The following is a 21609-nucleotide window of genomic DNA, read 5'->3' on the forward strand; positions in this document are numbered from 1 at the left end:
ACAGGGGGGTATGGACAAGGACCGTCCCGTGTACGTGATCAGCGTGGCGGCGGAGCTTTTGGAGATGCACCCGCAGACCCTGCGGCTGTACGAGCGGAAGGGGCTCATCAAGCCGAAGCGGTCTTCGGGGAAGACGCGGCTCTATTCGGAGCGGGACATTGAGAAGCTCAGGGAGATCCGCCGTCTGACGCAGGAGCTTGGGGTGAACCTGGCGGGGGTGGAGGAGATCATGCGGCTTCGGGCGGAGCTCGAGGCCCTCCAGGCCCGCTTTGAACAGGAGGTGGAGAGGCTTAAAGCGGAGATCGGCGACCGCTTCCAGGAGCTGGAGCGCAAGGCCCTCCCGCCCCCCGGGGAGACGGCCAAGCCCTCCCCCAAGGACCGTCCCGTGTACGTGATCAGCGTGGCGGCGGAGCTTTTGGAGATGCACCCGCAGACCCTGCGGCTGTACGAGCGGAAGGGGCTCATCAAGCCGAAGCGGTCTTCGGGGAAGACGCGGCTCTATTCGGAGCGGGACATTGAGAAGCTCAGGGAGATCCGCCGTCTGACGCAGGAGCTTGGGGTGAACCTGGCGGGGGTGGAGGAGATCATGCGGCTTCGGGCGGAGCTCGAGGCCCTCCAGGCCCGCTTTGAGGCCGAGGTGGCCCGGCTCAAGCTCCTCCTCCTGGAGGAGGGCAAGACCCCCGCCCAAGAGGGTAGCATGGGGGCGTGAACGCCTTAGACCCCCTGTTGGAGTTCCTGTCCATCCCCTCGGTCTCCACGGACCCCGCCCACAAGGAGGACGTGCGGAAGGCGGCCCTTTGGCTTGGGGAGCGCCTTAGGGCCCTGGGCTTCCGGGTGGAGCTCCACGAAACCCCCCTCCACCCCATCCTTTACGCCGAGCGGATCGTGGCCGAGGACGCCCCCACGGTGCTGGTCTACGGCCACTACGACGTCCAGCCCCCAGACCCCCTAGAGCTTTGGGAAACCCCCCCCTTCACCCCCACGGTGCGGGAGGGGCGGCTTTACGCCCGGGGGGCTTCGGACGATAAGGGCCAGCTCTGGGCCCACGTGGCCGCCCTGGAGGGCTTCGCCCCCCGGGTGAACGTGAAGTTTCTGGTGGAGGGGGAGGAGGAGATCGGAAGCCCCCACCTCCTCCCCTTTGTCCAGGCCCACCGGGAACGGCTTCGGGCGGACGCGGTCCTCATCTCCGACGGGGCCATGTTCGCCCCCGGGGTGCCCACCCTGACCTACGGCCTAAGGGGGCTTTGCTACCTGGAAGTCCGCCTCAAAGGGGCCCGGCGGGACCTCCACTCCGGGGCCTTCGGCGGGGTGGCCCCGAACCCCATCCAGGCCCTGGGCTGGCTCCTGGCCCGCCTCAAGGACGAGAGGACGGGCCGCGTCCTCATCCCCGGCTTTTACGAAAGGGTCCGCCCCGTCTCCGAGGAGGAGAAGGCCCTCTGGCCCCACCTGGACGAGGAGGCCCTGAAGGCGGAGCTGGGGGTGGAGGTCCTCCCTGGGGAGGAAGGGTATAGCCCCCTGGAGCGCCTTTGGACCCGGCCCACCCTGGACCCCAACGGGGTTTGGGGGGGCTACCAGGGGGAGGGCTCCAAGACGGTGATCCCTTCGGAGGCGGGCATGAAGCTTTCCATGCGCCTGGTGCCCGACCAGGACCCGGAGGAGATCGCCGAGCTCGCGGAGGCCTACCTGAAGGAGGTCTGCCCCAGGGGCCACCGGTTGGAGGTGCGGAGGCTCCACGGGGGAAAGCCCGTCCTCACCGACCCCCAAAGCCCCCCCATGCGCCTCATGGCCCGGGCCCTGGAGGAGGTCTGGGGCCGGCCGGTCGTGTACACCCGGGAGGGGGGGACCATCCCCGTGGTGGCGGAGCTTAAGGAGGCCCTAAAAGCCCCCATCGTTCTTCTCGGCCTCGGCCTTCCCGACGACAACCTCCACGCCCCGAACGAAAAGATCGACCTCGTCAACCTGGAAAAGGGCCTCCTGGCCCTCCGCCGCTTCTACGAGCTTTTGGCCGAAGGCGGATAGGGCTGCTTGGGGCCCCCGCCGAAGCGCAGGCTTCGGCGGGGCCTTTAGCCGCGCTTGAAGATGAGGGCCTCCCCCACCCTCCCCGAAAGGAGGGGCACCTGGGCGCTTTTGGCCACCTGGGCGCAGAAGGGGACGTCGGCCTCGAGGCCCACCCCCTTTAGGGCCAAGGCGGCGGCGGAAAGGCTTAGGGCCTCCAGGGGGTCCGGGTGGGCCCGCCGCACCGCCAGGGCGATCCGGGCCCCGTCGTCGGGCTCCACCTCCCGCATGAGGCCCAGGTACTCCGCCAGGACCCCGGCGGTGTACACGTCGTCCAGGCCCACCCGCCCCTCTTTGCCCGCGCACAGGATGGCCACCTCCTCCGTGGCGAGCTCTAGGGCCTTTCTGGCCGCGGCGTGGGCGTTAAAGAGGGAGGCCAGGAGGACGTGCTTGGCCGTCATCCCCGCCAGGTGGGCGGCCTTGGTGCCGTTGGTGGTGGCCATGACCACCACCTTCCCCCCCACGGGGGCCTCCAGGGCCTCCCGGGGGGAGTTCCCCAGGTCAAACCCCGAGGGCCTAAGCCCCCCGGCTTCCCCCGCCAGGACCACGTCCTCGTCCTTGAAGGCCCGGGCGGCCTCCAGGGAGGGCACCAGGTAAAGCGCCTCCGCCCCCGCTTCCAGGAAGCAGGCGGCGGTGGTGGTGGCCCGGATCACGTCCACCACCAGGACCACGTCCGGATAGACCAGCTCTTCCCTGGGCAAGAGGTCCACCCTCAGGCGCATCCCACCCTCCTAAGCCAGGCCGAAGGCCACCTCCTCCAGAAGCTCGGGGGCCACCACCTCCACCTCCCCCGGCCCCAGCCGCACCGCCCCCAGGGCCCTAAGCTCGTGCAGGGCCCGGGTCACGGTCTCCCGGCTGGTGCCCGCGAGGGCCGCAAGCTCCTGGTGCCTTAGGCGGAAAAGGGGCCCCTGGCCCTGGCGGAGGAGCTTCAAAAGGGCGTAGGCCACCCGGCTTTTGGCCTCCTCAAAGGAGAGGAGGTCCATCTCCAGGTCGGCCTCCCTGAGCCTTGCCGCCAGGATCCGGGCCAGGTTGTGGGCCACCAGGGGAAAGCGGCGGATGAGGGCGAAGTACTCCTCGGGGTAAAGGGCATAGAGGAGGCTTTCCGCCTCGGTGAGGGCGCTTGCCGTTCGCTCCTTGCCCTCGAGGAGGCTCATCTCCCCAAAGATCTCCCCCTCCCCCAAGTACCCCAGGGTGCGCTCCTGCCCCCCCAGGTGGAGCCGGAAGAGGCGCACCTGGCCCCGCCCCACCAGGTAGAGGGCCTGGCCTAAGTCCCCCTGGCGGAAGACGAGCCGCCCCTTGGGGTAGGGAAGGGGGCGGAAGTAGACCAGGGCCTCTTCCACCTCCTCTGGGGAAAAGCCTTGGAAGAGGGGGCTTGGTCGCATCGCCCCTACTCTAACCTAGACCTCATCCTTTGCCTAGACCATGAGAGGGTGCCGCCCGTCCTCCAGGTGCAGGGTCTTGGGTTCTCCTACGGGCAGGGCCCCCTCTTCCGGGGGCTTTCCTTCACCCTGGAAGGGGGCGGGGTCCTGGCCCTCTTGGGGCCCTCGGGAAGCGGCAAGACCACCCTCCTCCACCTCCTCGCGGGCCTTCTCCCCTTGCAGGAGGGGGAGGTGTTCTGGGAAGGGGTGCCCATCCGGGGCCTTTCCCAGGAGGCCCTGGCCCGGAAGCGGCTTTCCTTTTTGGGCCTCATCTTCCAGCACCACTTCCTCTTCCCGGAGCTCACCGCCTTGGAGAACGTCCTGGCCCCCGGCTACCTGGTGGGGCGGCCCGATCGGGCCTGGGCCCTGGCCCTTTTGGAGAGGCTGGGCCTAAAGGAAAGGGCCCACTTCCTCCCCCAGAGGCTTTCCGGGGGGGAGAGGCAGCGGGTGGCCGTGGCCCGGGCCCTTTACCTAAAGCCCCGGCTCCTCCTGGCGGACGAGCCCACCGCCAGCCTGGACCGCCGCCAGGCCCGGGAGGTCTTATCCCTCCTCCTCCGCCTGGCCAAGGAGGTGGGGGCCGCGGTGCTCCTCTCCACCCACGACGAGGCCCTGGTGGAGGGCCTTCCCGCCCTGAGGCTGTAGGATGGGAGGGTATGAGCCCGATCCACGTGCGCGCCAAGGAGGGGGATGTGGCGGAAAGGGTCCTCCTCCCTGGGGACCCCTACCGGGCGGAGTGGATCGCCAAGACCTTCCTGGAAGGCGCGGTGCAGTACGCCACCCACCGGGGGCTTTGGGGGTATACCGGACGGTATAAGGGGGTGCCCGTTTCCGTGCAGGCCACCGGGATGGGGGCCCCTTCTGCGGCCATCGTGGCGGAGGAGCTCATCACCCTAGGGGCCCGGGTCCTCCTCCGGGTGGGCACCTGCGGGGCCGCGGACGAGGCCCTGGCCCCGGGGGACCTGGTCATCGCCCAGGGGGCGGTGCCCCTGGACGGGGCCACCCGCCAGTACCTCGAGGGCCTTCCCTACGCCCCCCTGCCCGACCCCCTCCTCTTCCGGGCCCTCTGGGCCCAGGCCGAGGCCAAGGGCTACCCCCACCACGTGGGCCTCATCGCCACGGAGGACGCCTTTTACGCCACCACCCCGGAAGGGGCCCGCCGGTGGGCCCGCTACGGGGTCCTGGCCTTTGAGATGGAGGCCAGCGTCCTCTTCCTCCTGGGCCGGATGCGAAAGGTTAAGGCCGGGACCATCCTCACCGTGTCCAACCGCATCGGGGACCCTGAGCTCGTGCCCCCTGAGGTCCTCGGGGAGGGGGTGCGGCGGATGGTGGAGGTGGCCCTGGAGGCCCTCCTCCAGGTCTAGGGTCCGGTAGACTCGGAAGGGGAGGATCCCATGGCCCACGAGCACGAACACGAGCACGAGTTCATCCTGGAGATTCCCGAGTTTGAGCACCTGAGCTACGAGGTGGAGGGGGGCATCGCCCTGGTTACTCTGAAGCGCCCCGAGGCCCTAAACGCCCTCTCCCAGGACCTCCTGCGGGAGCTCGCCGAGGTGGCCGAGGTCATCCACCAGGACCCCGAGGCCCGGGTGGCCATCTTCACCGGGGAGGGGCGGGCCTTCGCCGCCGGGGCGGACCTCAAGGAGATCGCCGCCCTCAAGGACCCCTTCGCCGCGCGGGAGTACGCCCTTTTGGGCCAGCAGGTCTTCGCGGAGATCGCCGCCCTGCCCATCCCCACCATCGCCGCCATCCACGGCTACGCCCTGGGGGGAGGCCTGGAGCTCGCCCTGGCCTGCGACCTCCGGGTGGCGGCCAAGGGGGCCAAGCTGGGCCTGCCCGAGGTGGGCCTGGGCCTCATCCCGGGCTTCGGGGGCACCCAGCGCCTGCCCAGGCTCATCGGCCGGGGACGGGCCTTGGACCTCATCTTCACCGGGCGGCACGTGGAGGCGGAGGAGGCCCTAGAGATGGGCCTGGTGAACCGGGTGGCGGAGGACGCTCTGGAGGAGGCCAAGCGCCTGGCCCAGAAGATCCTGAAAAACGCCCCCGTGGCCCTGGCCCTGGCCAAGGAGAGCGTGGTCCGGGGGGAGGCCATGCCCCTTTCCGATGCCCTGGAGATCGAGGCCGACCTCTTCGGCTACGCCGCGTCCACGGAGGACATGAAGGAAGGGGTCAAGGCCTTTTTGGAGAAGCGCCCCCCCAACTTCAAAGGGGAGTAGGCCTAAAGGCCCTTTTGGGGGAAGGCCTTCCGGGGTCTTCCTCCTTTTCCCCTTTTGGCCCTGGGTGTAAGGTAAGGAGGCATGACGGAAGAGCGCGTGGTCCACGTAGCGAGCCCCAAGGCCAAGCTCTACGCGGAGGCCGACCAGGCCATCCGCGAGCGGCTCAAGGCCTTCCCCAAGGCCCTCAAGGCCTACGACCTTTTGGTGCAGGACCCCGAGGCCCGGGCCGGCTGGAACATGGCCAACTACCTCACCATGCGCAAGCTGGGCTACAACGACCACGGCCGGGTCCACGCCCTCCTCACGGGGGCGGCGGCGGTGGCCATCCTGGCCCTTCTGGTGGAGGCGGGGGTGCGCCTGGACACCGTGGAGTCCGGGGCGGGGGGGGTGGAGGACGCCTACGTGGTGGTCCTCCTCTCCACCATGCTCCACGACCTGGGCAACGGGGTCCACCGCTTCGGGCACGAGGCCTTCGGCGTGACCCTGGCCCTCCCCATCCTGAACCGCATCCTGGAGAAGATCTACCCCGACGCGGAGCAGCGCACGGCCCTCCGCGCCCTCATGCTCCACAGCATCTACAGCCACGACCTCGAGCCCGAGCCCCTCACCATCGAGGCGGGCATCACCGCGGTGGCCGACGGCACGGACATCACCAAGGGCCGGGGCCGGAAGGCCTTCGCCTTAGGGAGCATAGACATCCACTCCATCAGCGCCCTGGCGGTGGACGAGGTGCGGATCCTCAAAGGGGAAAAGGTCCCGGTGGAGATCCAGGTGACCATGAACAACTCCGCCGGGATCTTCCAGGTGGAGGAGACCCTCACCAAGAAGGTGCTGAAAAGCCCCTTGCGCCCCTACGTGACCGTGGTGGCCATGACGGAGCCCAATGGGGGCCACGACCAGCGCATCGTCCACCGGGTGCGGCTCCACGAGAAGGAAGACCGCTTCGTCCTGGACTAAAGGGGAGGGCCTACTCCGGCCAAAGGGCCCTCAGCTCCTTGGGCAAAAGCCCCCGGATGTCCGCGATCTCCCCTTGGGAGATCCGGTGGGCCAGGACCTTAAAGACCGCCCGCGCCGCCTTTTCCGGGTCCACCGCGGGCCCGGAAGGGGTCTTGAGTTCCTGGGCCACGTGGGCCAGGAAGGCCTCCAGGTGCCGCTCCTTCAGGGGCTTGCCCGTGGGGTCCCAGCCCTCGTAGAAGAAGCCCCGGACGAGCATGGGCAGCTGGGCGGAAAGCTGGGCCACCTCCTCCACGGTGAGCCGGTCCCTCAGGGCGTGGAGGACCGCCCTGAGGGCCATGTAGGCCCGGTGGCGGTCTTCCGTGCCCAGCTCCTCCATGACCTCCTTGAGCCAGGTGTGGGTCTTGTGCAGGGTGGTGTCAAACACCTCCAGCCCCGTGGCGCTCATACCCTTCACCCCCTCGAGGCCCAGGGTAAGACTTGAGCGCTTGATTGTCAAGGGACTTTAGTCCTCTATCCGGAAACCCACCTCCAGGACCACCTGGTACTCCCTGACCCCCTCCGGGCCCACCGTGCCCCGGATCTCCTTCACCTCGAACCAGTCCAGGTGCCTTAGGGTCTTGGCGGCCCGCTCCAGGGCGGTCTGGATGGCGGCCTCGAGGCCCTCGCCGCTGGCGCCCACCAGCTCCACCTTCTTGTAGACCTTGCCCATGGGAAGAGTTTACCCCCTGGCCCCCACCTCCTTGGTGAGCTCCCGCTTCAAGACCTTGCCCACGCTGGACTTGGGGAGGCTTTCCCGGAAGCGGATGATGCGGGGGACCTTGTAGGCGGCGAGGTTTTCCCGGCAGAAGGCCTCGAGGTCCTTTTCCGTGACCTTGCCCTGGTACTCGGGTTTGAGGACGAGGAAAGCGGCCACGGTCTCCCCCCGGTAGGGGTCGGGGACGCCCACCACGGCGGCTTCCTGGACGGCGGGGTGCTGGTAGAGGACCTCTTCCACCTCCCTGGGGTAGATGTTGTAGCCGCCGGCGATGATCATGTCCTTTTTGCGGTCCACGATGTAGAAGTAGCCTTCCTCGTCCATGCGGGCCAGGTCGCCGGTGAAGAGCCAGCCGTCTTTGAGGGCGCGGCTGGTTTCGTCGGGGCGGTTCCAGTAGCCTTTCATGACGTTGGGGCCTTTGACGATGAGTTCGCCCACCTCGCCCAGGGGGACCTCCTTCCCCTCCTCGTCCACCACCTTGGCCTCCACCCCGGGGAAGGGCAGGCCCACGCTCCCCAGCTTCCGCTTTCCGTAGAGGGGGTTGCAGTGGGTCACGGGGCTCGCCTCCGTGAGGCCGTAGCCCTCCACCAGCTTGGCCCCCGTGAGCTTCTCAAAGCGCTCCGCCACCTCCAAGGGCAGGGGGGCCGAGCCCGAGATGCAGGCCCGGACGCTTCTGAGGTTCCTTCCCTCAATGCCGGGGAAGTTGTTGAAGGCCACGTAGAGGGTGGGCACGCCGGGGAAGAGGGTGACCTTGTGCTTCTCAATGGCCTCCACGATGGGGCCGATCTCGGGCCTGGGGAGGAGGACCAGCTTGGCCCCCCCCAGGAGGGCCAGGTTCATGGCCACGGTCATGCCGTAGACGTGGAAGAAGGGGATGGCCCCCAGGACCACCTCCTCCCCCTCCCGGAAGTCGGGGATCCAGGCCCGCACCTGCAGGGCGTTGCTGGCGAGGTTCCGGTGGGTGAGCATGGCCCCCTTGGCCACCCCGGTGGTCCCCCCAGTGTACTGGAGGAGGGCCAGGTCGTCCAGGTCCAGGGCCACGGGGCTCGGGCGCCCGGGGCGGAGGAAGGCCCGCCAGGGCACCCCCATCAGGGTCTTGGGCCAGGCCCCCTTGCGCTTCTGCAGGAAGGGGTAGAGGAGGTTTTTGGGGAAGGGGAGGTAGTCCTGGATGCCGGTGCGCACCAGGAGCTTCAGGGGGGCCTCGAGGGCGATCTCCTGGTAGCGGGGGAGGAGCTGGTCCAGGATCACCAAGGCCTCGGCCCCCGAGTCCAAAAGCTGGTGCCTAAGCTCCCGGGGGGTGTACATGGGGTTGGTGTTCACCGCCACGTACCCCCCAAGAAGGGCCCCGTAGAAGGCGATGACGAACTGGGGGGAGTTGGGGAGCATGATGGCCACCCGCGCCCCCCTAGGAAGCCCCGCCTCCTGAAGCCCCTTGGCGAAGGCCTCCGCTTCCCGCCACAGGGCCTCGTAGGTAAGACTTCGGCCTAAGAACTCCAGGGCCACCTTCTTGGGGTAGCGGGCCGCGTTTTCCCTGAGGAGCTCGGGCAAAGGCCGGGCCTTGGGGGCCTCCTTGGGGACCCCTTGATCGTAGTGGGCGTGCCAGGGGTTCATGCCACCTCCTTGAACCGGGTCAAAGTTTACCCCCACCCGTTCCGCCTGGCAAGGGCGCTTAGACCCGGAAGTAGCGGTAGGGGGGGCCTTCCCGTTCCAAGACCCCTTCGGCCCTTAGGTACTCCAGGTGGGCCAGGGTTTCGGCGAAGGCGAAGCGCCGCCCCGCCGCGTCCAGCTCCTTTGGGAAAAGCCTTAGGGAGAGGCTCCAGGCGTCCATGGGGGCCTCCAGGAGGGCGAGAAGGGTCTCTAGCCTTTCCATGTGGTGGGCCTTGAGCTCCTGGGCCCGGCCCTTCACGTCCGGGATGGGGCCGAAGTGGCCCGCGTAGCCCACCTGGGCCTTTAGCTCCGCCAGGCGGTCCAAGGAGGCCAGGAAGTCCTTTAGGGGGTTTTCCCGGGTGTAGGCCCAAAGGCCCACGTTGGGGGAGACCCTTTCCAGAAGGGCATCCCCCAGGAGGAGCACCCCCTCCTCCTCCAGGAAGAAGGCCAGGTGCCCGTCCGCGTGCCCGGGGGTCCAGACCGCCCTAAGCCTCCGCCCCGCCACCTCCAGCACCGCCCCGTCCTGGAGGGGAAGGGGGCTTTGGGGGGGGTGGACCCGGGCCCGGGTCTTCTCCATGGTCTCCCGGATGCCCAAAAGGGCCTCCTCGGGGGTGCCGTGCTCCCGGAAAAGCCGCCAGGAGGCCTCCTCAAAGGCCTCCGGTTCCCGCCAGAACCGGTGGCCCCGGGCAAGCTCCTCCCGGTGGAGGAAGACCCGGGCCCCAAGCCCCTCCAAAAACCCCGAAAGGCCGTAGTGGTCGGGGTGGTGGTGGGTGAGGAGGACGGTCCCGATGTCGCTGAAGCAGAGGCCGAGCTCGGCCAGGTAGAGCTCTAAGCTTCCCCGGGCCGTGCGGGTGTCCAGGGCGGTGTCCAGGAGGGCCACCTCCCCGTCCCCCTTCAGGAGGTAGAGGTTCACGGTCTTCAGGGGGTAGGGGATGGGCACGGGAAGCAGGTAAAGGCCTTCCGCCAGGGCCTCCATGCCTAGAGTCTACCCCCCGTGGTACACTTGGCCCCGTGACGGCCCCTGGTCATCCCGATGCCCTCCTTGCCCCCTTAAACCCCGCCCAGCAGGAAGCGGTTCTCCACTTCCAGGGCCCCGCCTTGGTGGTGGCCGGGGCGGGGAGCGGCAAAACCCGCACCGTGGTCCACCGGGTGGCCTACCTCATGGCCCACCGGGGGGTGTACCCGGGGGAGATCCTGGCGGTGACCTTCACCAACAAGGCCGCGGAGGAGATGAAGGGGCGCCTCAAGGCCCTGGTGCCGGGGGCGGGGGAGCTTTGGGTGGCCACCTTCCACAGCGCCGCCTTAAGGATCCTCCGGGTCTATGGGGAGGCCATCGGCCTCAAGCCCGGCTTCGTGGTCTACGACGAGGCGGATCAGGAGGCCCTCCTCAAGGAGGTCTTGAAGGAGCTTGGGCTTTCCGCCAAGCCGGGCCCCTTAAAGGCCCTCCTGGACCGGGCCAAGAACCGGGGGGAGGCGTGGGAGGCGTTGGAGATCCCGGACTACTACGCGGGCCTTCCCAAAGGGAAGGTCCTGGACGTCTTCCGCCGCTACCAGGAGGCCCTAAGGGCCCAAGGGGCCCTGGACTTCGGGGACATCCTGGTCTACGCCCTGAGGCTTCTTGAGGAAAACCCCGAGGTCCTGGCCAAGGTGCGCAAGCGGGCCCGCTTCATCCACGTGGACGAGTACCAGGACACGAGCCCGGTCCAGTACCGCTTCGCCCGCCTCCTCGCGGGGGAGGAGGCCAACCTCATGGCCGTGGGGGACCCCGACCAGGGCATCTACTCCTTCCGGGCCGCGGACATCCGCAACATCCTGGACTTCACCCGGGACTTCCCCGGGGCTAGGGTGTACCGCCTCGAGGAGAACTACCGCTCCACGGAGGCCATCCTGCGCTTCGCCAACGCGGTCATCCAAAAGAACCGCCTGCGGCTGGAAAAGACCCTCCGCCCGGTGAAGCCCGGGGGGGAGCCCGTCAGGGTCTACGCCGCCCCCGAGGCCCGGGAGGAGGCCCGGTTCGTGGCGGAGGAGATCCTCCGCCTGGGGCCCCCTTACGAGCGCTTCGCCGTGCTCTACCGCACCAACGCCCAAAGCCGCCTCCTGGAGCAGGCCCTGGCGGCAAAGGGCCTCCCTTACCGGGTGGTGGGCGGGGTGGGGTTCTTTGAGCGGGCGGAGGTGAAGGACCTCCTGGCCTACGCCCGCTTGAGCTTGAACCCCGAGGACGGGGTGAGCCTAAAGCGGGTCCTCAACACCCCCCCAAGGGGCATCGGCCCCGCCACCTTAGCCCGCCTCGAGGCCCTGGCCCAGGCGGAGGGGGTGCCCCTTCTCGGGGCCATCCGGCTTGGGGCCGAACGCTTCCCCAAGCCCGAGCCCCTAAGGGCCTTCCTTGCGCTTCTGGACGAGCTTGCGGACCTGGCCTTTGGCCCCCCGGAGGCCTTCTTCCGCCACCTCCTTTCCGCCACGGACTACCTTCAGTACCTCAAGGAGCACCACCCCGAGGACGCGGAGGACCGGCTGGAGAACGTGGAGGAGCTGCTCCGGGCGGCCAAGGAGGCCCAGGACCTCCAGGAGTTTCTGGACCGGGTGGCCCTCACCGCCCGGGCGGACCAGGACGGGGGGAGGGGGGTGGCCCTCATGACCCTGCACAACGCCAAGGGGCTGGAGTTCCCGGTGGTCTTCCTGGTGGGGGTGGAGGAGGGGCTTTTGCCCCACCAGTCCTCCTTGAGCACCCTGGAGGGCCTGGAGGAGGAGCGCCGCCTCTTCTACGTGGGGGTGACCCGGGCGCAAGACAGGCTTTACCTCTCCTACGCCCGGGAGCGGGAGGTGTACGGCAGGCGGGAGCCCAGGCGGATGAGCCGCTTCCTGGAGGAGGTGCCCGAAGGGCTTTACCTCCCCCATGACCCCTACCGCCAGGGGGCCCAGCCCAAGCCCGCCCCCAGAGCCCAGGGGGCCTTCCGGGGCGGGGAGAAGGTGGTCCACCCCCGCTTCGGCCCCGGCACGGTGGTGGCGGCAAGCGGCGACGAGGTTACGGTCCACTTTGAGGGGGTGGGCCTGAAGCGCCTTTCCCTCAAGTACGCGGACCTGCGCCCGGCATGAACCCCTGGCCCCCTTACCAGAAGCCGAGGCCCCTCCTTGTGGTCTACCGGAAGGCCTCCCCCCTCTTCCATCTCCTCCAGGCCCAGGTGGCCGCGGCCCGGCTCCCCCTCTTCCCCTACCCCCTGGAGCTCCCAGACCCCTTCCAGGCCCTTCCCTGCCTGGGCCTTTTGGACTTTGCGGGCCTGGTCCTGGAGGAGGCCCTTCCCCCTCCGGAAGGGGTGCGCCTCGAGGCGGAGGCGGAGCGGACCGGCCGGGTGGACCTCCTCCTGCCCTACCCTGGGGGCCTTTTGGGCCAGCACACGGAGGCCCTGGCCCTGGAGCGCTTCCTTAGCCGGAACTACCCCGGGGCCCGGGCCCTTTGGCTTGGGCCCCTCCGCCCCCACCTGGCCCCTGCGCTTCGCCCCTTGGGCCAGGTCTCCGTGGCGGCGGAGAGCTTTGCGGAAGGGGATGCCTTCCTGGCCCGGCTTCCCAAGGGGGTCCGGGGGCACGTGGCCCTGAGGCGGGAGGAGGTCCAGGCCCTGGCCCTGAAGTCCGACCTCCTCATCCACGCCGGGGGCAGGCTTTCCCTGGAGCTCCTCCAGCCCTTCCACCACCTCCTGGCCTTGACCCCGGAGGACCCCCGCCTGGGGGAGCGGGTGGAGCGGGTGCACGGGCTCGAGGAGCTGCTGGACCTCCGGGTGCGGGCGGTTCTGGAGGGGCTGGGCTACGCCTTTTGAGGGCTCCGGGCCAGGAGGAGCATGCTGAGGGCGATGAGGGTAAAGGCGATGAGGGCCTGCAGGGGGATGGGGAACGCTGGGATATACTCCACCGTGCAGGGCACAGGGGGCTTGCAGGCCAGGGTGAAGAGGTCGGGGAAGCGTTGCTGGGCCAGGTGGAGGAGGCTGATGCTTCCCCCCACCAGGGAGAGGAGAAGGCTATAGGGCCAAACGCCCAGGTCGTTCCGGAAGAGGGCAAGCCCCAGGAGGAGGGCCTGGGGGTACATGAAGATGCGCTGGTACCAGCAGAGCTCGCAGGGCAGGAAAAGCCGCACCTCGGAGTAGTAGAGGCTGCCTAAGGTGGCCACCAGGGCCACGGTCCAGGCGAAGGCCAGGAGGAGGGGTCCGCGCTTCATCCTCTATAGCCTACCCGTTTAGGCCTCCAAGAGGGCCTCCACGAAGGCCTCGGGGTCAAAGGGCTGGAGGTCCTCCGGCCCCTCCCCCACGCCGATGAAGCGCACGGGCACCTTCAGGGCCTCCACCACCTGGACCACCACCCCTCCCTTGGCCGTGCCGTCCAGCTTGGTGACGATGACCCCCGTAAGCCCTACCGCCTCGTGGAAGCGCTTGGCCTGCTCCAGGCCGTTTTGGCCCGTGACCGCGTCCAAGACCAGCCAGACCTCCCCCGGCTCCCCGGGGTCCGCCTTATGGATGGCCCGCTTCACCTTCTTGAGCTCCTCCATGAGCCCCCCCTTGGTGTGGAGGCGGCCCGCGGTGTCCAGGAGGAGGAGGTCGTAGCCCCGGGCCCTCCTGGCGGTGGCGGCGTCAAAGGCTAAGGCGGCGGGGTCGGCCCCTTCCTGGCCCTGGATCACGGGGAGGCCAAGCCGCTCCGCCCACTCCACAAGCTGGGCGCTCCCCGCGGCCCGGAAGGTGTCCCCCGCCCCCAGGAGGACCTTCTTCCCCAGGTTCCGGTAGTAGTGCCCCAGCTTGGCCACGGTGGTGGTCTTGCCCACCCCGTTCACCCCCACCACCATGACCACGTGCCCCTTGGGCTCCACCGCCTTGGGGGTTTGGGGCTTAAAGCCAAGCCGCCTGAGGGTGGCCCGCCGCTCCTCAGGCTCCAGCATCTGGACGAGCTTTTCCTTCACCGCCTCCTTCAGGTCCTTCCGCCCCGAGGCCCGGAGGGCCTCCAGGAGCTCCTCCGTGGCCCTAAGGCCCACGTCCGCCGCGAGGAGGGCGGTTTCCAGCTCCTCCAAGACCTCCTCGGGGTTGCCCCCCCAGGGGATGGCGCTGAGGAGCCTTTCCCGGGTTTTGGCGAGCCCCGCCTTAAGCCGGTCAAAAAAGCCCATGGCTTAGCGGAAGTTGGCCCCGAAGGCCAGGCGCCAGGTCTTGGGCCAGTCCCCGAAGCCGTAGACGTAGCTCCCCTCCAGGAAGAAGCCGGTGGTGGGGTCCAAGAGGGCCTCGAGGCCCCCGGTGAAGCCCACCCCCAAGGTGGAGGGGCCCTGGAAGGCCAGCACCCCCCCAAGCCCCCCGCCCAGGTAGGGGAGGAGGCCCCGGAGGGTGGGGTCGTAGCGGCCCAGGTCGGGCTTGAAGAGGAGCTCCCCCGAGGCGAAAAGCCCAGGTGCAGCGGGGGCGAGCTCCAGGAGGAGCCTCCCCGAGAGGTTTTCCCTTAGGCGGTTTTCCACCCCGGCCCCGAAGGTGAGGCCCAAGGCCTCCCCGTAGCCGAAGCGGAGGCTTAGGGCGCTTTGGGCCGAGGCCAGGCCGAAAAGGAGAAGGAGGGCGAAAAGGCGCCGCATGCCCTTAGTATACGGCTTCACAAACCGAGGGCCCGCTCCAGCCGCGCCAGGACCCGCGCCCGGCCGAGAAGGGCCAGGATCTCAAAGAGCCCCGGGGTTTCCAAGGAGCCCGTGACCGCGGCCCGGAGGGGCTGGGCCACTTGAGCGAGCTTAAGCCCCTTCTCCCCGGCAAAGCCCCGGAGGAGGGCCTCCAGGGCCTCCTCCCGCCAGTCCTCCAGGGCCCGTAGGCGGGGGAGGAGTTCTACGAGGAGCCCTTTTCCCTCCTCCAGCTTGGCCTGGGCCTTTTCCGAGAAGGGGTAGTCCTCGGTGAAGAGGTAGGGGGCCTTCTCGGGCAGCTCCTTCAGGGTGTCAAACCGGGGGCGCATGAGCTCCACCGCCCGGAGGAGGTAGCGCTCGTCCGGCCAGGAGAACCCCCGGGCCTGGAGGAAGGGCTTCACCCTCTCCGCCACCTCCTCCAGGGGGAGGACCTCCCGGATGTACTTCCCGTTCATCCAGCGGAGCTTCTCCAGGTCAAAGACCGGCCCCCCCAGGGAGACCCGCTCCCAGGTGAAGGCGGCCATCATCTCCTCCAGGGTGAAGATCTCCCGCCCGTCGGGCATGGAGAAGCCCATGAGGGAGAGGTAGTTCCTGAGGGCCTCGGGCAAAAACCCCTCCGCCCGGTACCAGTCCAAGGAGGTGTGGCTTTTGCGCTTGGAGATCTTGGTCTTGTCCGGGTTCCTCAGCAGGGGCATGTGGTAGAACTTGGGGACCTCCCAGCCGAAGGCCCGGTAGAGGAGGACGTGGATGGGGGTGGACACCAGCCACTCCTCGGCCCGGATCACGTCCGTGACCCCCATGAGGTGGTCGTCCACCACGTTGGCCAGGTGGTAGGTGGGGTAGCCGTCGGACTTGAGAAGGACCACGTCGGGGATCTCCGCGTTGTCGTAGGCCACCACCCCCCTAAGCTCGTCCCGCACCTCCGTGACCCCCGGCCTGGGCACCTTGAGCCGGATCACGTGGGGTTCCCCCCGCCTGGCCCGCTCCTCCGCCTCCTCGGGGGGGATGTTCCGGGCCCGGCCGTCGTAGCCCCCCTTCTCCTTGCGGATCCTCTCCAGTTCCTCCGGGGTCTCGAAGGCCCGGTAGGCAAAGCCCCGCCTGAGGAGCTCCTCCGCGTGGGTGCGGTAGAGGGGAAGCCTTTCCGACTGCCGGTAGGGTCCGTGGGGCCCCCCGATGTCCGGCCCCTCGTCGTAGGGGATGCCGAGCCACTTGAGGGCGGCCAGGATGCGCTCCTCGGCCCCGGGCACGTAGCGGGCCCGGTCCGTGTCCTCTATGCGCACGATGAAGCGCCCCCCGTTTTTCTTGGCCCAGACGTAGTTGAAGATGGCGATGTAGGCCGTGCCCACGTGGGGGTCGCCGGTGGGGCTTGGGGCGATGCGGGTGACCACCATACCTCGCCCATTATCTCATCCGGGGCTAAAGGCTGGGCTTTAGGCTAAGGGGTAATGGACGGGGAGCTTAGGGCGGAAGGCCTAAGAAAGCGCTACGGCCCCAAGGAGGTGGTGAGGGGGGTGGACCTCTTCCTGAAGCGGGGGGAGATCGTGGCCCTCTTCGGGCCCAACGGGGCGGGGAAGACCACCACCTTCTACATGGTGGTGGGCTTTATCCGGCCCACCGCGGGGCGCATCTTCCTGAAAGGCCAGGAGGTGGGGGGGCTACCCATGTACAAGAGGGCGCGGCTCGGCCTCGGGTACCTCCCCCAGGAGCCCAGCGCCTTCCGGCGGATGACCGCCTTGGAAAACCTCTTGGCCATCCTGGAGTTCCAGCCCCTTTCTAAAAAGGAAAGGCTGGAAAAGGCCAAGGCCCTTTTGGAGGAGCTGGCCATCTACCACCTAAAGGACCGCTACGCCTACAGCCTCTCGGGGGGGGAGAGGCGGAGGCTGGAGATCGCCCGGGCCCTTTCCACCGACCCCGACTTCATCCTCCTGGACGAGCCCTTCACGGGGGTAGACCCCAAGAACGTGCGGGAGATCCAAAAGGTCATCGCCGAGCTCCGGGAAAGGCGGGGGGTGGGGGTCTTCATCACCGACCACGCGGTGCGGGAAACCCTGGCCATCACCGACCGGGTCTACGTGATGTACGACGGGGCCATCCTCTTCCACGGGGACCCCAAGACCTTCGCCCTGGACCAGGGGGTGAGGCGGCACTACCTGGGCGAGGACTACGAGCTGTAGATGACCTTCTGGGCGCTTCTCCTCCTCATTCTGTTCCTTTCTGCCCTGGTGGCCTACCTGGGGGACCGGGTGGCCAAGTGGGCGGGGAAGCGCCACCTGCGCTTTTTCCGCCTCCGACCCCGCCAGACGGCCACCCTGGTGGCGGTCCTCACGGGGGTGGGCATCGCCCTCCTCTCCTACCTGGGGTTCCTCCTGGTCTTCAAGGAGGCGCGGCAGACCATCCTCGAGGCCCAGGCCGTCCGCCAGGAGCGGGACCGCCTGAAGGAGGAGGTCCGGGCCCTAAGGGAAAGCCAAAAGGCCATGGAGGCGGAGGCCTCGAGGGCCCTAGCGGAGCTCAACGCCCTGAGGGGGGAGCGGCGGGAGCTCCTGGAGGCCCTGGAGCGGGGGGAGGCCTTGAGGCGCGCCCTGGCGAAGGAGGCGGAGGGGCTTAAGGCCGAGGCGGAGGCCTTAAGGGCGGAACGGGACCGCCTGAAGGCCGAGCGGGACCGCCTCCAGGGGGAAGCGGAGGCTTTGGAGGCCAAGCTTTCTTCCCTGGAGGCGGAGCTTTCCGCCAAGGAGGCCCGGGCCAGGGCCCTAGAAGCAAGACTAGAAAAACTCCAAAAGGAATCCCAGGCCCTGGAGGCCGAGCGGAAGGCCCTCCTTAGGGCCCGGGCCAGGCTGGAGGGGGATGTGGCGGAGCTAAAAGGCCTCCTCCTCCAGGTCCAACGGGAAAAGGCCCACCTGGAGGAGGAGGCAAAGGCCCTGCGGGAGGCCCTAGCCAAGAGCCGGGAGGAGCTCCGCCGCGCGGAGGAGCGGCTTAGGGACCTTGTGGTCCAGGCCCAGGTGCTGGAAGGGCAAAGGGGACAGCTCTCCCTCAACCTGGCCCGCCTGGCCCAGGGGCTGGACCTGGGGGCGGCGGTGCTCAAAGAGGGGGAGGGGCGGGAGGTCCTCCTGAGGGAGGCGGAGCGGCGGGCCCGGGCCTTGGGCTTTCGGGGGGCCGAGCTCCTGCCCCTGGAGCTTCCAGGCCCGGGGGTGGTGGTCCTGGAGGGCGCGGGCTACCGGGAGGGCCTCCTCCAGGTCCAGGGCCGCTTTTACCCCGCCAAGAAGGCCTTTGCCCAGGGGGAGGTTCTGGCCAGCGCCACCTTCCGCCTTACGGGCGAGGCCCAGGCCCGGGAGGCCCTGGAGGCCTTGGGAAAGCGGGCCCAGGCCCGGCTCCTGGAGGCCGGCTTCCCCCCGGAGTACGCCGCCTTCCCCACCCCCGAGGCCCTGGCCCAGGGCCTAAGCCTCCTCCGGGGGCGGCGGGGGGTGGTCCGGGTGGGGGTGGTGGTGGAGGCCGAGGCCTGGACTTGGGAGCGGCCCCTTCTCTCCTTCCGCCTCCTGGGGGGGCCGCCGGGCCCGGAGGTACCGGTCCCGACCCGCCAGGTCCCTTAGGACCGCCACCTCCTCCCAGCCCCTCGCCCTGAGCTCCCCCGCCAGGAGGTGGACGTTTTCCGGGGCGAGCTCCAGGAGGAGGTACCCCCCGGGCTTCAGGGCCTGCCAGGCCTCCTCCGCCAGGGGCCGGGCCACGGAAAGCCCCTCTTCGCCCGCGTAGAGGGCCTGGGGGTTCTCGTAGCGGAGCTCTTTGGGGGCCTCTTCCCGGTAGGCCTCGGGCAGGTAGGGGGGGTTGCTCACCAGGAGGTCCAGGTCCCTTAGCCCTCCCGTGAGGGGGGCCTGGTGGAAGATCACCTCGAGGCCCAGCCTCCGGGCGTTCTCCCGGGCCAGGGCCAGGGCCTTGGGGTCTATTTCCGTGGCGTGGACCTCCGCCTCGGGGAGATGGACCTTCAGGGCCAAGGCGATGGCCCCGCTCCCCGTGCCCACGTCCAGGATGCGCGCCGCCCGGGGGAGGGGAAGCCTTAGGGCCAGCTCCACCAGCCCCTCCGTTTCCGGACGGGGGATGAGCACCCCTTCCTCCACCCTGAGGGGGAGGCCGAAGAACTCCACCTCCCCCAGAAGGTACTGGAGGGGGTAGCCTTGGAGGCGCTTTTCCAGGAGGCGAAGGGCCTTCTCCTCCGCCTCCTTAGGCACCTCCCGGGCTAGGAGGGCTTCTAAGCGGCCCTTCCCCAGGGCCAGGGCTAGGAGGTCCAGGGCCTCGGCCTCGGGAAGGCCCGCCGCCCTAAGCCTCCTCCGCAGGCGTCCCAGAAGCCCCGCCACGGGGGTAGACCACCACGTGCCGCTCCTCCCTTTCCCCCTGGCTTTCCGTGGTCACCTGGGGGTGCTCCTTGAGGAGCATGTGCACCAGGCGCCTTTCCGAAGGGCGCATGGGGGGAAGGGGGAGGGGTTTTCCCGTCCTTATCACCGTCTCCGCCGCCTCTTGCGCCAGGCGGCGGATCTTCTCCTCCCGGCGCTTGCGGTAGCCCGCCGCGTCCAGCTGCACCCGGTAGGCCCCGCCGAAGGTCTTGGCCAGCACCACCCCCGCCAGGTACTCCACGGCCCTCAGGGTCTTGCCCTCCTTGCCGATGAAGCGGCCCAAGTCCCCCCCCTTGACCTCCACCTTGAAGAGGGTTTCCTCCTGGCGCACCTCCACGTAGTGGGCGGGGTCCAGGCGGAGGAGGAGGCCCACCAGGAACTCCTCCAGAACTTCCTTGGGGCCTTTGGATTTGGGCTCCTTCCCCGTTTCCTTAAGCTCCACCCCAATGGGGCCCTCCTCCAGGACCCCCAGGTCGGAAAGGAGCTCGTCAATGTTCTTCTTGCGCTCGTCCATGCCCCTTTAGTTTACGCCTTCAGGGGGGCCAGGCTCCGGTTGATGAGCCACTGCTGGACGAGCCCGATGAGGTTGGAGAGCACCCAGTACAGGGTCACCCCGGAGGGGAACTGGAGCACCAGGAAGATGAAGATCAGGTTCATGAAGAGGCTTTGCCGGATGAGGTCCTTGTTCCCGTGGGCGGAGAGCCAGGTGGAGAGGAAGGTGCTGGCCACGTAGAGGGCGGGGAGGACGTAGAAGGGGTCGGGGAGGGCCAGGTCGGGGATCCAGAGGAAGCCCTGCCCGAACTCGTAGTTGGCGATGACCTTCCAGAGGATGAAGAGGATGGGCATCTGGATGAAAAGGGGCAGGCACCCGGCCGCGGGGTTCACCTTGTGCTCCTGGTAGAGCTTCATGGTGGCCTCCGCCCGCTTTTCCGGGTCGTCCTTGTACTTCTCGTTGATCTTCTGGATGAGGGGCTGGAGGCGCTGCATCTCCGCCATGCTCTTGAACTGCTGGTGCATGAGGGGCCAGAGGAGGAGGCGCACCAGGAGGGTGAGGACGAGGATGGCCAAGGCCCAGCTTCCCGTGTAGCGGAAGGCCCACTCCATCACGTAGAGGAGGCCTAAGGAGAGCTGGCCCCAGATGTTGGGCTGGAAGAGGCCGGGAAGCCCCTGGAGGCCTTCCACGTGGAAGCGCACCAGCTCGTTCTGGCCCCCATAGACCCTAAGGACCTCCCCCGGGGCCAGGCTCACCTCCGCCTTCTGGCCCACCAGCTTGGCCGGGAACCCTTCCCAGGCCACCAGGGCGTAGCCCGCCTTGGGCCGGGTCTGGAAGGCCAGGTAGACCGCCTCGCCCTCCCCGCTTGTTGCGGGGCTTTGGGCCCCTTGGAGGAGGATTTTGGGCGTCCCATTGGCGCTTAGGGCGAGGGTAAGGGGGAAGTCCGCCTGGACCTCCACCGTGTACCGGCCCTTTTGGATGGTGTAGGTGAGGGTGCCTTCTTGGCCCTTAAAGCGGGCGATGAGGCGGCCATCCTCCTCTTTGAACTCCGCCCCTTGGGCCTGGAAGCCCACGGGGGCCACCACCGGCCCCCCCTGGGCCAGGCTCGGGGCCCGGGTGTAGTCGGAGAAGGCGGTGCCCTTGTAGGTCTTCACGTACCAGCCCAGGACCTCCCCGCTGGGGGTGAAGGCCAGGTCCATGAGGTTGGTCTCGGCCACCCTTTCGGCCCGGCCGTCCCCGTTCACGTCCGCCTCTTTGAAGCGGGCCTCGAGGCCCAGGGCCAACCCCAAAAGGGCGAAGAGGGCGAGGAGCCGCCTCACCGCCCCACCCCCTTGACTTTTTTGGGAGGAAAGACCAGGGGCACAGGGTCCAGGCCCCCAGGGTGCAAGGGGTGGCAGCGGAGGATCCGCCTTACAGCGAGGTAGCTTCCCCAAAAGGCCCCGTGCCGCTCCAGGGCCTCCAGGGCGTAGGCCGAGCAGGTGGGGTGGAAGCGGCAGATTTTGGGCTTTAGGGGCGAGAGGAAACGCCGGTAGAACTTGACCAGAAGGAGGAGAAACCCACGCACGGGGCCTATTGTACCAGCCCGCTTTTCTTCAGAGCCCGCGTGAGGTCCTGGAAGAGCTCGGCGAAGCCCGCCTCCCGGGCCTCCGGGGTGGCCACCAGGAGGAGGTGGGCCCGGGGCAGGTGGAGGCGGCGGAGGATCTCCCTCAGGCGGCGCTTCACCCGGTTCCGCACCACCGCCTTGCCCACCTTCTTGGACACCACGATGCCCACCCGGAGCTCCGGGGCGGGAAGCCAGCGGACGGTGACGTACCGCCCCCGCCCGGTCCGCCCCTGGCGGAGGCGCCGGAAGGCGCTGTCCCCCTTAAGGCTCTTTAGCGGTGCACCCTGGGCGTGAGCCGCCAGCGGCCCTTCTGCCGCCTGCGCTTCAGCACCTTGCGCCCCCCGGGGGTGCGCATCCTGGCCCGGAAGCCGTGGGTCTTGGCCCGTTTCCTGCGGTTGGGTTGCCAGGTCCTTTTCATCCATCTCCCTCCCTTGGGGCCTAGCCCCCGATACCCCGAAGAGTGTACCATA

25 protein-coding genes and 1 pseudogene are annotated in these 21609 nt (G+C 68.7%); 10 read left to right on the plus strand and 16 right to left on the minus strand.

Annotated elements, in window-relative coordinates:
• Positions 1–10: 10 nt before the first annotated feature.
• Both hspR and B043_RS0105860 read left to right on the plus strand, forming a co-directional pair.
• The gene (hspR, locus tag B043_RS0105855; protein WP_016329997.1) at positions 11–709 is read left to right on the plus strand and encodes a heat shock protein transcriptional repressor HspR, fused homodimer type; all 699 of its coding nucleotides are present in this window, start codon (positions 11–13) and stop codon (positions 707–709) included.
• Positions 706–2019: a dipeptidase gene (locus B043_RS0105860; protein ID WP_016329996.1), complete on the plus strand. Its 1314-nt coding sequence runs from the start codon at positions 706–708 to the stop codon at positions 2017–2019. Before hspR ends, B043_RS0105860 begins: the two co-directional genes overlap by 4 nt.
• Before the next feature lie 44 nt (positions 2020–2063).
• On the opposite strand, the gene B043_RS0105865 is transcribed toward B043_RS0105860, so the two are convergent.
• Together B043_RS0105865 and B043_RS0105870 are read right to left on the minus strand one after the other, a co-directional pair.
• A complete protein-coding gene (locus B043_RS0105865) occupies positions 2064–2777 on the minus strand; it encodes a 2-phosphosulfolactate phosphatase (protein WP_018461296.1) in 714 nt (237 codons plus the stop codon).
• A gap of 9 nt (positions 2778–2786) precedes the next feature.
• Positions 2787–3437 (minus strand): Crp/Fnr family transcriptional regulator, encoded by a 651-nt coding sequence (locus B043_RS0105870; protein WP_016329994.1) that lies wholly within the window; start codon positions 3435–3437, stop codon positions 2787–2789.
• A gap of 48 nt (positions 3438–3485) precedes the next feature.
• Between B043_RS0105870 and B043_RS0105875 the strand changes: the two genes are divergently transcribed.
• From B043_RS0105875 to B043_RS0105890, 4 genes are all read left to right on the plus strand, one after another.
• Positions 3486–4115, plus strand: coding sequence for an ABC transporter ATP-binding protein (locus B043_RS0105875; RefSeq protein ID WP_026234149.1), 630 nt, complete (start codon positions 3486–3488; stop codon positions 4113–4115).
• A gap of 11 nt (positions 4116–4126) precedes the next feature.
• Positions 4127–4834, plus strand: a complete 708-nt coding sequence (locus tag B043_RS0105880) for a phosphorylase family protein (RefSeq protein WP_016329992.1) — start codon at positions 4127–4129, stop codon at positions 4832–4834.
• Between the two features lie 30 nt (positions 4835–4864).
• The gene (locus B043_RS0105885) at positions 4865–5686 is read left to right on the plus strand and encodes an enoyl-CoA hydratase/isomerase family protein (protein WP_016329991.1); all 822 of its coding nucleotides are present in this window, start codon (positions 4865–4867) and stop codon (positions 5684–5686) included.
• An 81-nt stretch (positions 5687–5767) separates the two neighbouring features.
• Complete coding sequence (locus B043_RS0105890; protein WP_016329990.1) at positions 5768–6643, plus strand: hypothetical protein; 876 nt, start codon at positions 5768–5770, stop codon at positions 6641–6643.
• 10 nt (positions 6644–6653) lie between these two features.
• Here B043_RS0105890 and B043_RS0105895 read toward each other — a convergent pair whose 3' ends face one another.
• Genes B043_RS0105895 through B043_RS0105910 form a run of 4 tightly spaced genes read right to left on the minus strand, consistent with a single transcriptional unit; the run spans position 6654 to position 10020 of the window.
• Entirely contained in the window at positions 6654–7088 is a 435-nt protein-coding gene (locus B043_RS0105895; protein WP_018461298.1) for a DUF2267 domain-containing protein, read from the minus strand.
• Positions 7089–7145: 57 nt separating this feature from the next.
• Entirely contained in the window at positions 7146–7352 is a 207-nt protein-coding gene (locus tag B043_RS0105900) for a dodecin (protein ID WP_016329988.1), read from the minus strand.
• Positions 7353–7361: 9 nt separating this feature from the next.
• On the minus strand, positions 7362–9008 hold the full coding sequence (locus B043_RS0105905; protein WP_018461299.1) for a long-chain-fatty-acid--CoA ligase: 1647 nt from the start codon (positions 9006–9008) through the stop codon (positions 7362–7364).
• 58 nt (positions 9009–9066) lie between these two features.
• Complete coding sequence (locus B043_RS0105910) at positions 9067–10020, minus strand: MBL fold metallo-hydrolase (protein ID WP_016329986.1); 954 nt, start codon at positions 10018–10020, stop codon at positions 9067–9069.
• A gap of 35 nt (positions 10021–10055) precedes the next feature.
• Between B043_RS0105910 and B043_RS0105915 the strand changes: the two genes are divergently transcribed.
• Positions 10056–12137, plus strand: coding sequence for an ATP-dependent helicase (locus B043_RS0105915; protein ID WP_018461300.1), 2082 nt, complete (start codon positions 10056–10058; stop codon positions 12135–12137).
• Positions 12134–12853 carry a hypothetical protein gene (locus B043_RS0105920; RefSeq protein ID WP_016329984.1) on the plus strand — a complete coding sequence of 240 codons (720 nt, stop codon included), beginning with the start codon at positions 12134–12136 and terminating at the stop codon, positions 12851–12853. The genes B043_RS0105915 and B043_RS0105920 overlap by 4 nt, the downstream gene beginning before the upstream one ends.
• Here the strand turns inward: B043_RS0105920 and B043_RS0105925 are convergent.
• Genes B043_RS0105925 through gltX form a run of 4 tightly spaced genes read right to left on the minus strand, consistent with a single transcriptional unit; the run spans position 12841 to position 16055 of the window.
• Positions 12841–13248, minus strand: coding sequence for a disulfide oxidoreductase (locus B043_RS0105925; protein WP_016329983.1), 408 nt, complete (start codon positions 13246–13248; stop codon positions 12841–12843). The genes B043_RS0105920 and B043_RS0105925 overlap by 13 nt on opposite strands.
• Positions 13249–13266: 18 nt before the next feature.
• A complete protein-coding gene (ftsY, locus tag B043_RS0105930; RefSeq protein ID WP_016329982.1) occupies positions 13267–14181 on the minus strand; it encodes a signal recognition particle-docking protein FtsY in 915 nt (304 codons plus the stop codon).
• A 3-nt stretch (positions 14182–14184) separates the two neighbouring features.
• On the minus strand, positions 14185–14628 hold the full coding sequence (locus B043_RS0105935) for a hypothetical protein (protein ID WP_018461301.1): 444 nt from the start codon (positions 14626–14628) through the stop codon (positions 14185–14187).
• A 17-nt stretch (positions 14629–14645) separates the two neighbouring features.
• The gene (gene gltX / locus B043_RS0105940) at positions 14646–16055 is read right to left on the minus strand and encodes a glutamate--tRNA ligase (RefSeq protein ID WP_018461302.1); all 1410 of its coding nucleotides are present in this window, start codon (positions 16053–16055) and stop codon (positions 14646–14648) included.
• 54 nt (positions 16056–16109) lie between these two features.
• Between gltX and lptB the strand changes: the two genes are divergently transcribed.
• Together lptB and B043_RS13420 are read left to right on the plus strand one after the other, a co-directional pair.
• A complete protein-coding gene (gene lptB / locus B043_RS0105945) occupies positions 16110–16838 on the plus strand; it encodes an LPS export ABC transporter ATP-binding protein (RefSeq protein ID WP_018461303.1) in 729 nt (242 codons plus the stop codon).
• A pseudogene (locus tag B043_RS13420) lies at positions 16839–17060 on the plus strand (DUF3084 domain-containing protein); the annotation flags it as partial.
• A 1035-nt stretch (positions 17061–18095) separates the two neighbouring features.
• Here B043_RS13420 and prmC read toward each other — a convergent pair.
• Genes prmC through rpmH form a run of 6 tightly spaced genes read right to left on the minus strand, consistent with a single transcriptional unit; the run spans position 18096 to position 21557 of the window.
• Complete coding sequence (gene prmC / locus B043_RS0105955; RefSeq protein ID WP_016329977.1) at positions 18096–19007, minus strand: peptide chain release factor N(5)-glutamine methyltransferase; 912 nt, start codon at positions 19005–19007, stop codon at positions 18096–18098.
• A complete protein-coding gene (locus B043_RS0105960; protein WP_016329976.1) occupies positions 18970–19557 on the minus strand; it encodes a Jag family protein in 588 nt (195 codons plus the stop codon). Before B043_RS0105960 ends, prmC begins: the two co-directional genes overlap by 38 nt.
• A gap of 11 nt (positions 19558–19568) precedes the next feature.
• Positions 19569–20855, minus strand: coding sequence for a YidC/Oxa1 family membrane protein insertase (locus tag B043_RS0105965; protein WP_016329975.1), 1287 nt, complete (start codon positions 20853–20855; stop codon positions 19569–19571).
• Positions 20852–21100 (minus strand): membrane protein insertion efficiency factor YidD, encoded by a 249-nt coding sequence (gene yidD, locus B043_RS0105970; RefSeq protein WP_016329974.1) that lies wholly within the window; start codon positions 21098–21100, stop codon positions 20852–20854. Before yidD ends, B043_RS0105965 begins: the two co-directional genes overlap by 4 nt.
• A gap of 5 nt (positions 21101–21105) precedes the next feature.
• The gene (gene rnpA, locus B043_RS12645) at positions 21106–21441 is read right to left on the minus strand and encodes a ribonuclease P protein component (RefSeq protein WP_081593792.1); all 336 of its coding nucleotides are present in this window, start codon (positions 21439–21441) and stop codon (positions 21106–21108) included.
• The gene (gene rpmH / locus B043_RS0105980; RefSeq protein WP_016329972.1) at positions 21411–21557 is read right to left on the minus strand and encodes a 50S ribosomal protein L34; all 147 of its coding nucleotides are present in this window, start codon (positions 21555–21557) and stop codon (positions 21411–21413) included. The genes rnpA and rpmH overlap by 31 nt, the downstream gene beginning before the upstream one ends.
• Positions 21558–21609: the final 52 nt, after the last annotated feature.

Source organism: Thermus oshimai DSM 12092 (assembly GCF_000373145.1).
Taxonomy (GTDB): Bacteria; Deinococcota; Deinococci; order Deinococcales; family Thermaceae; genus Thermus; species Thermus oshimai.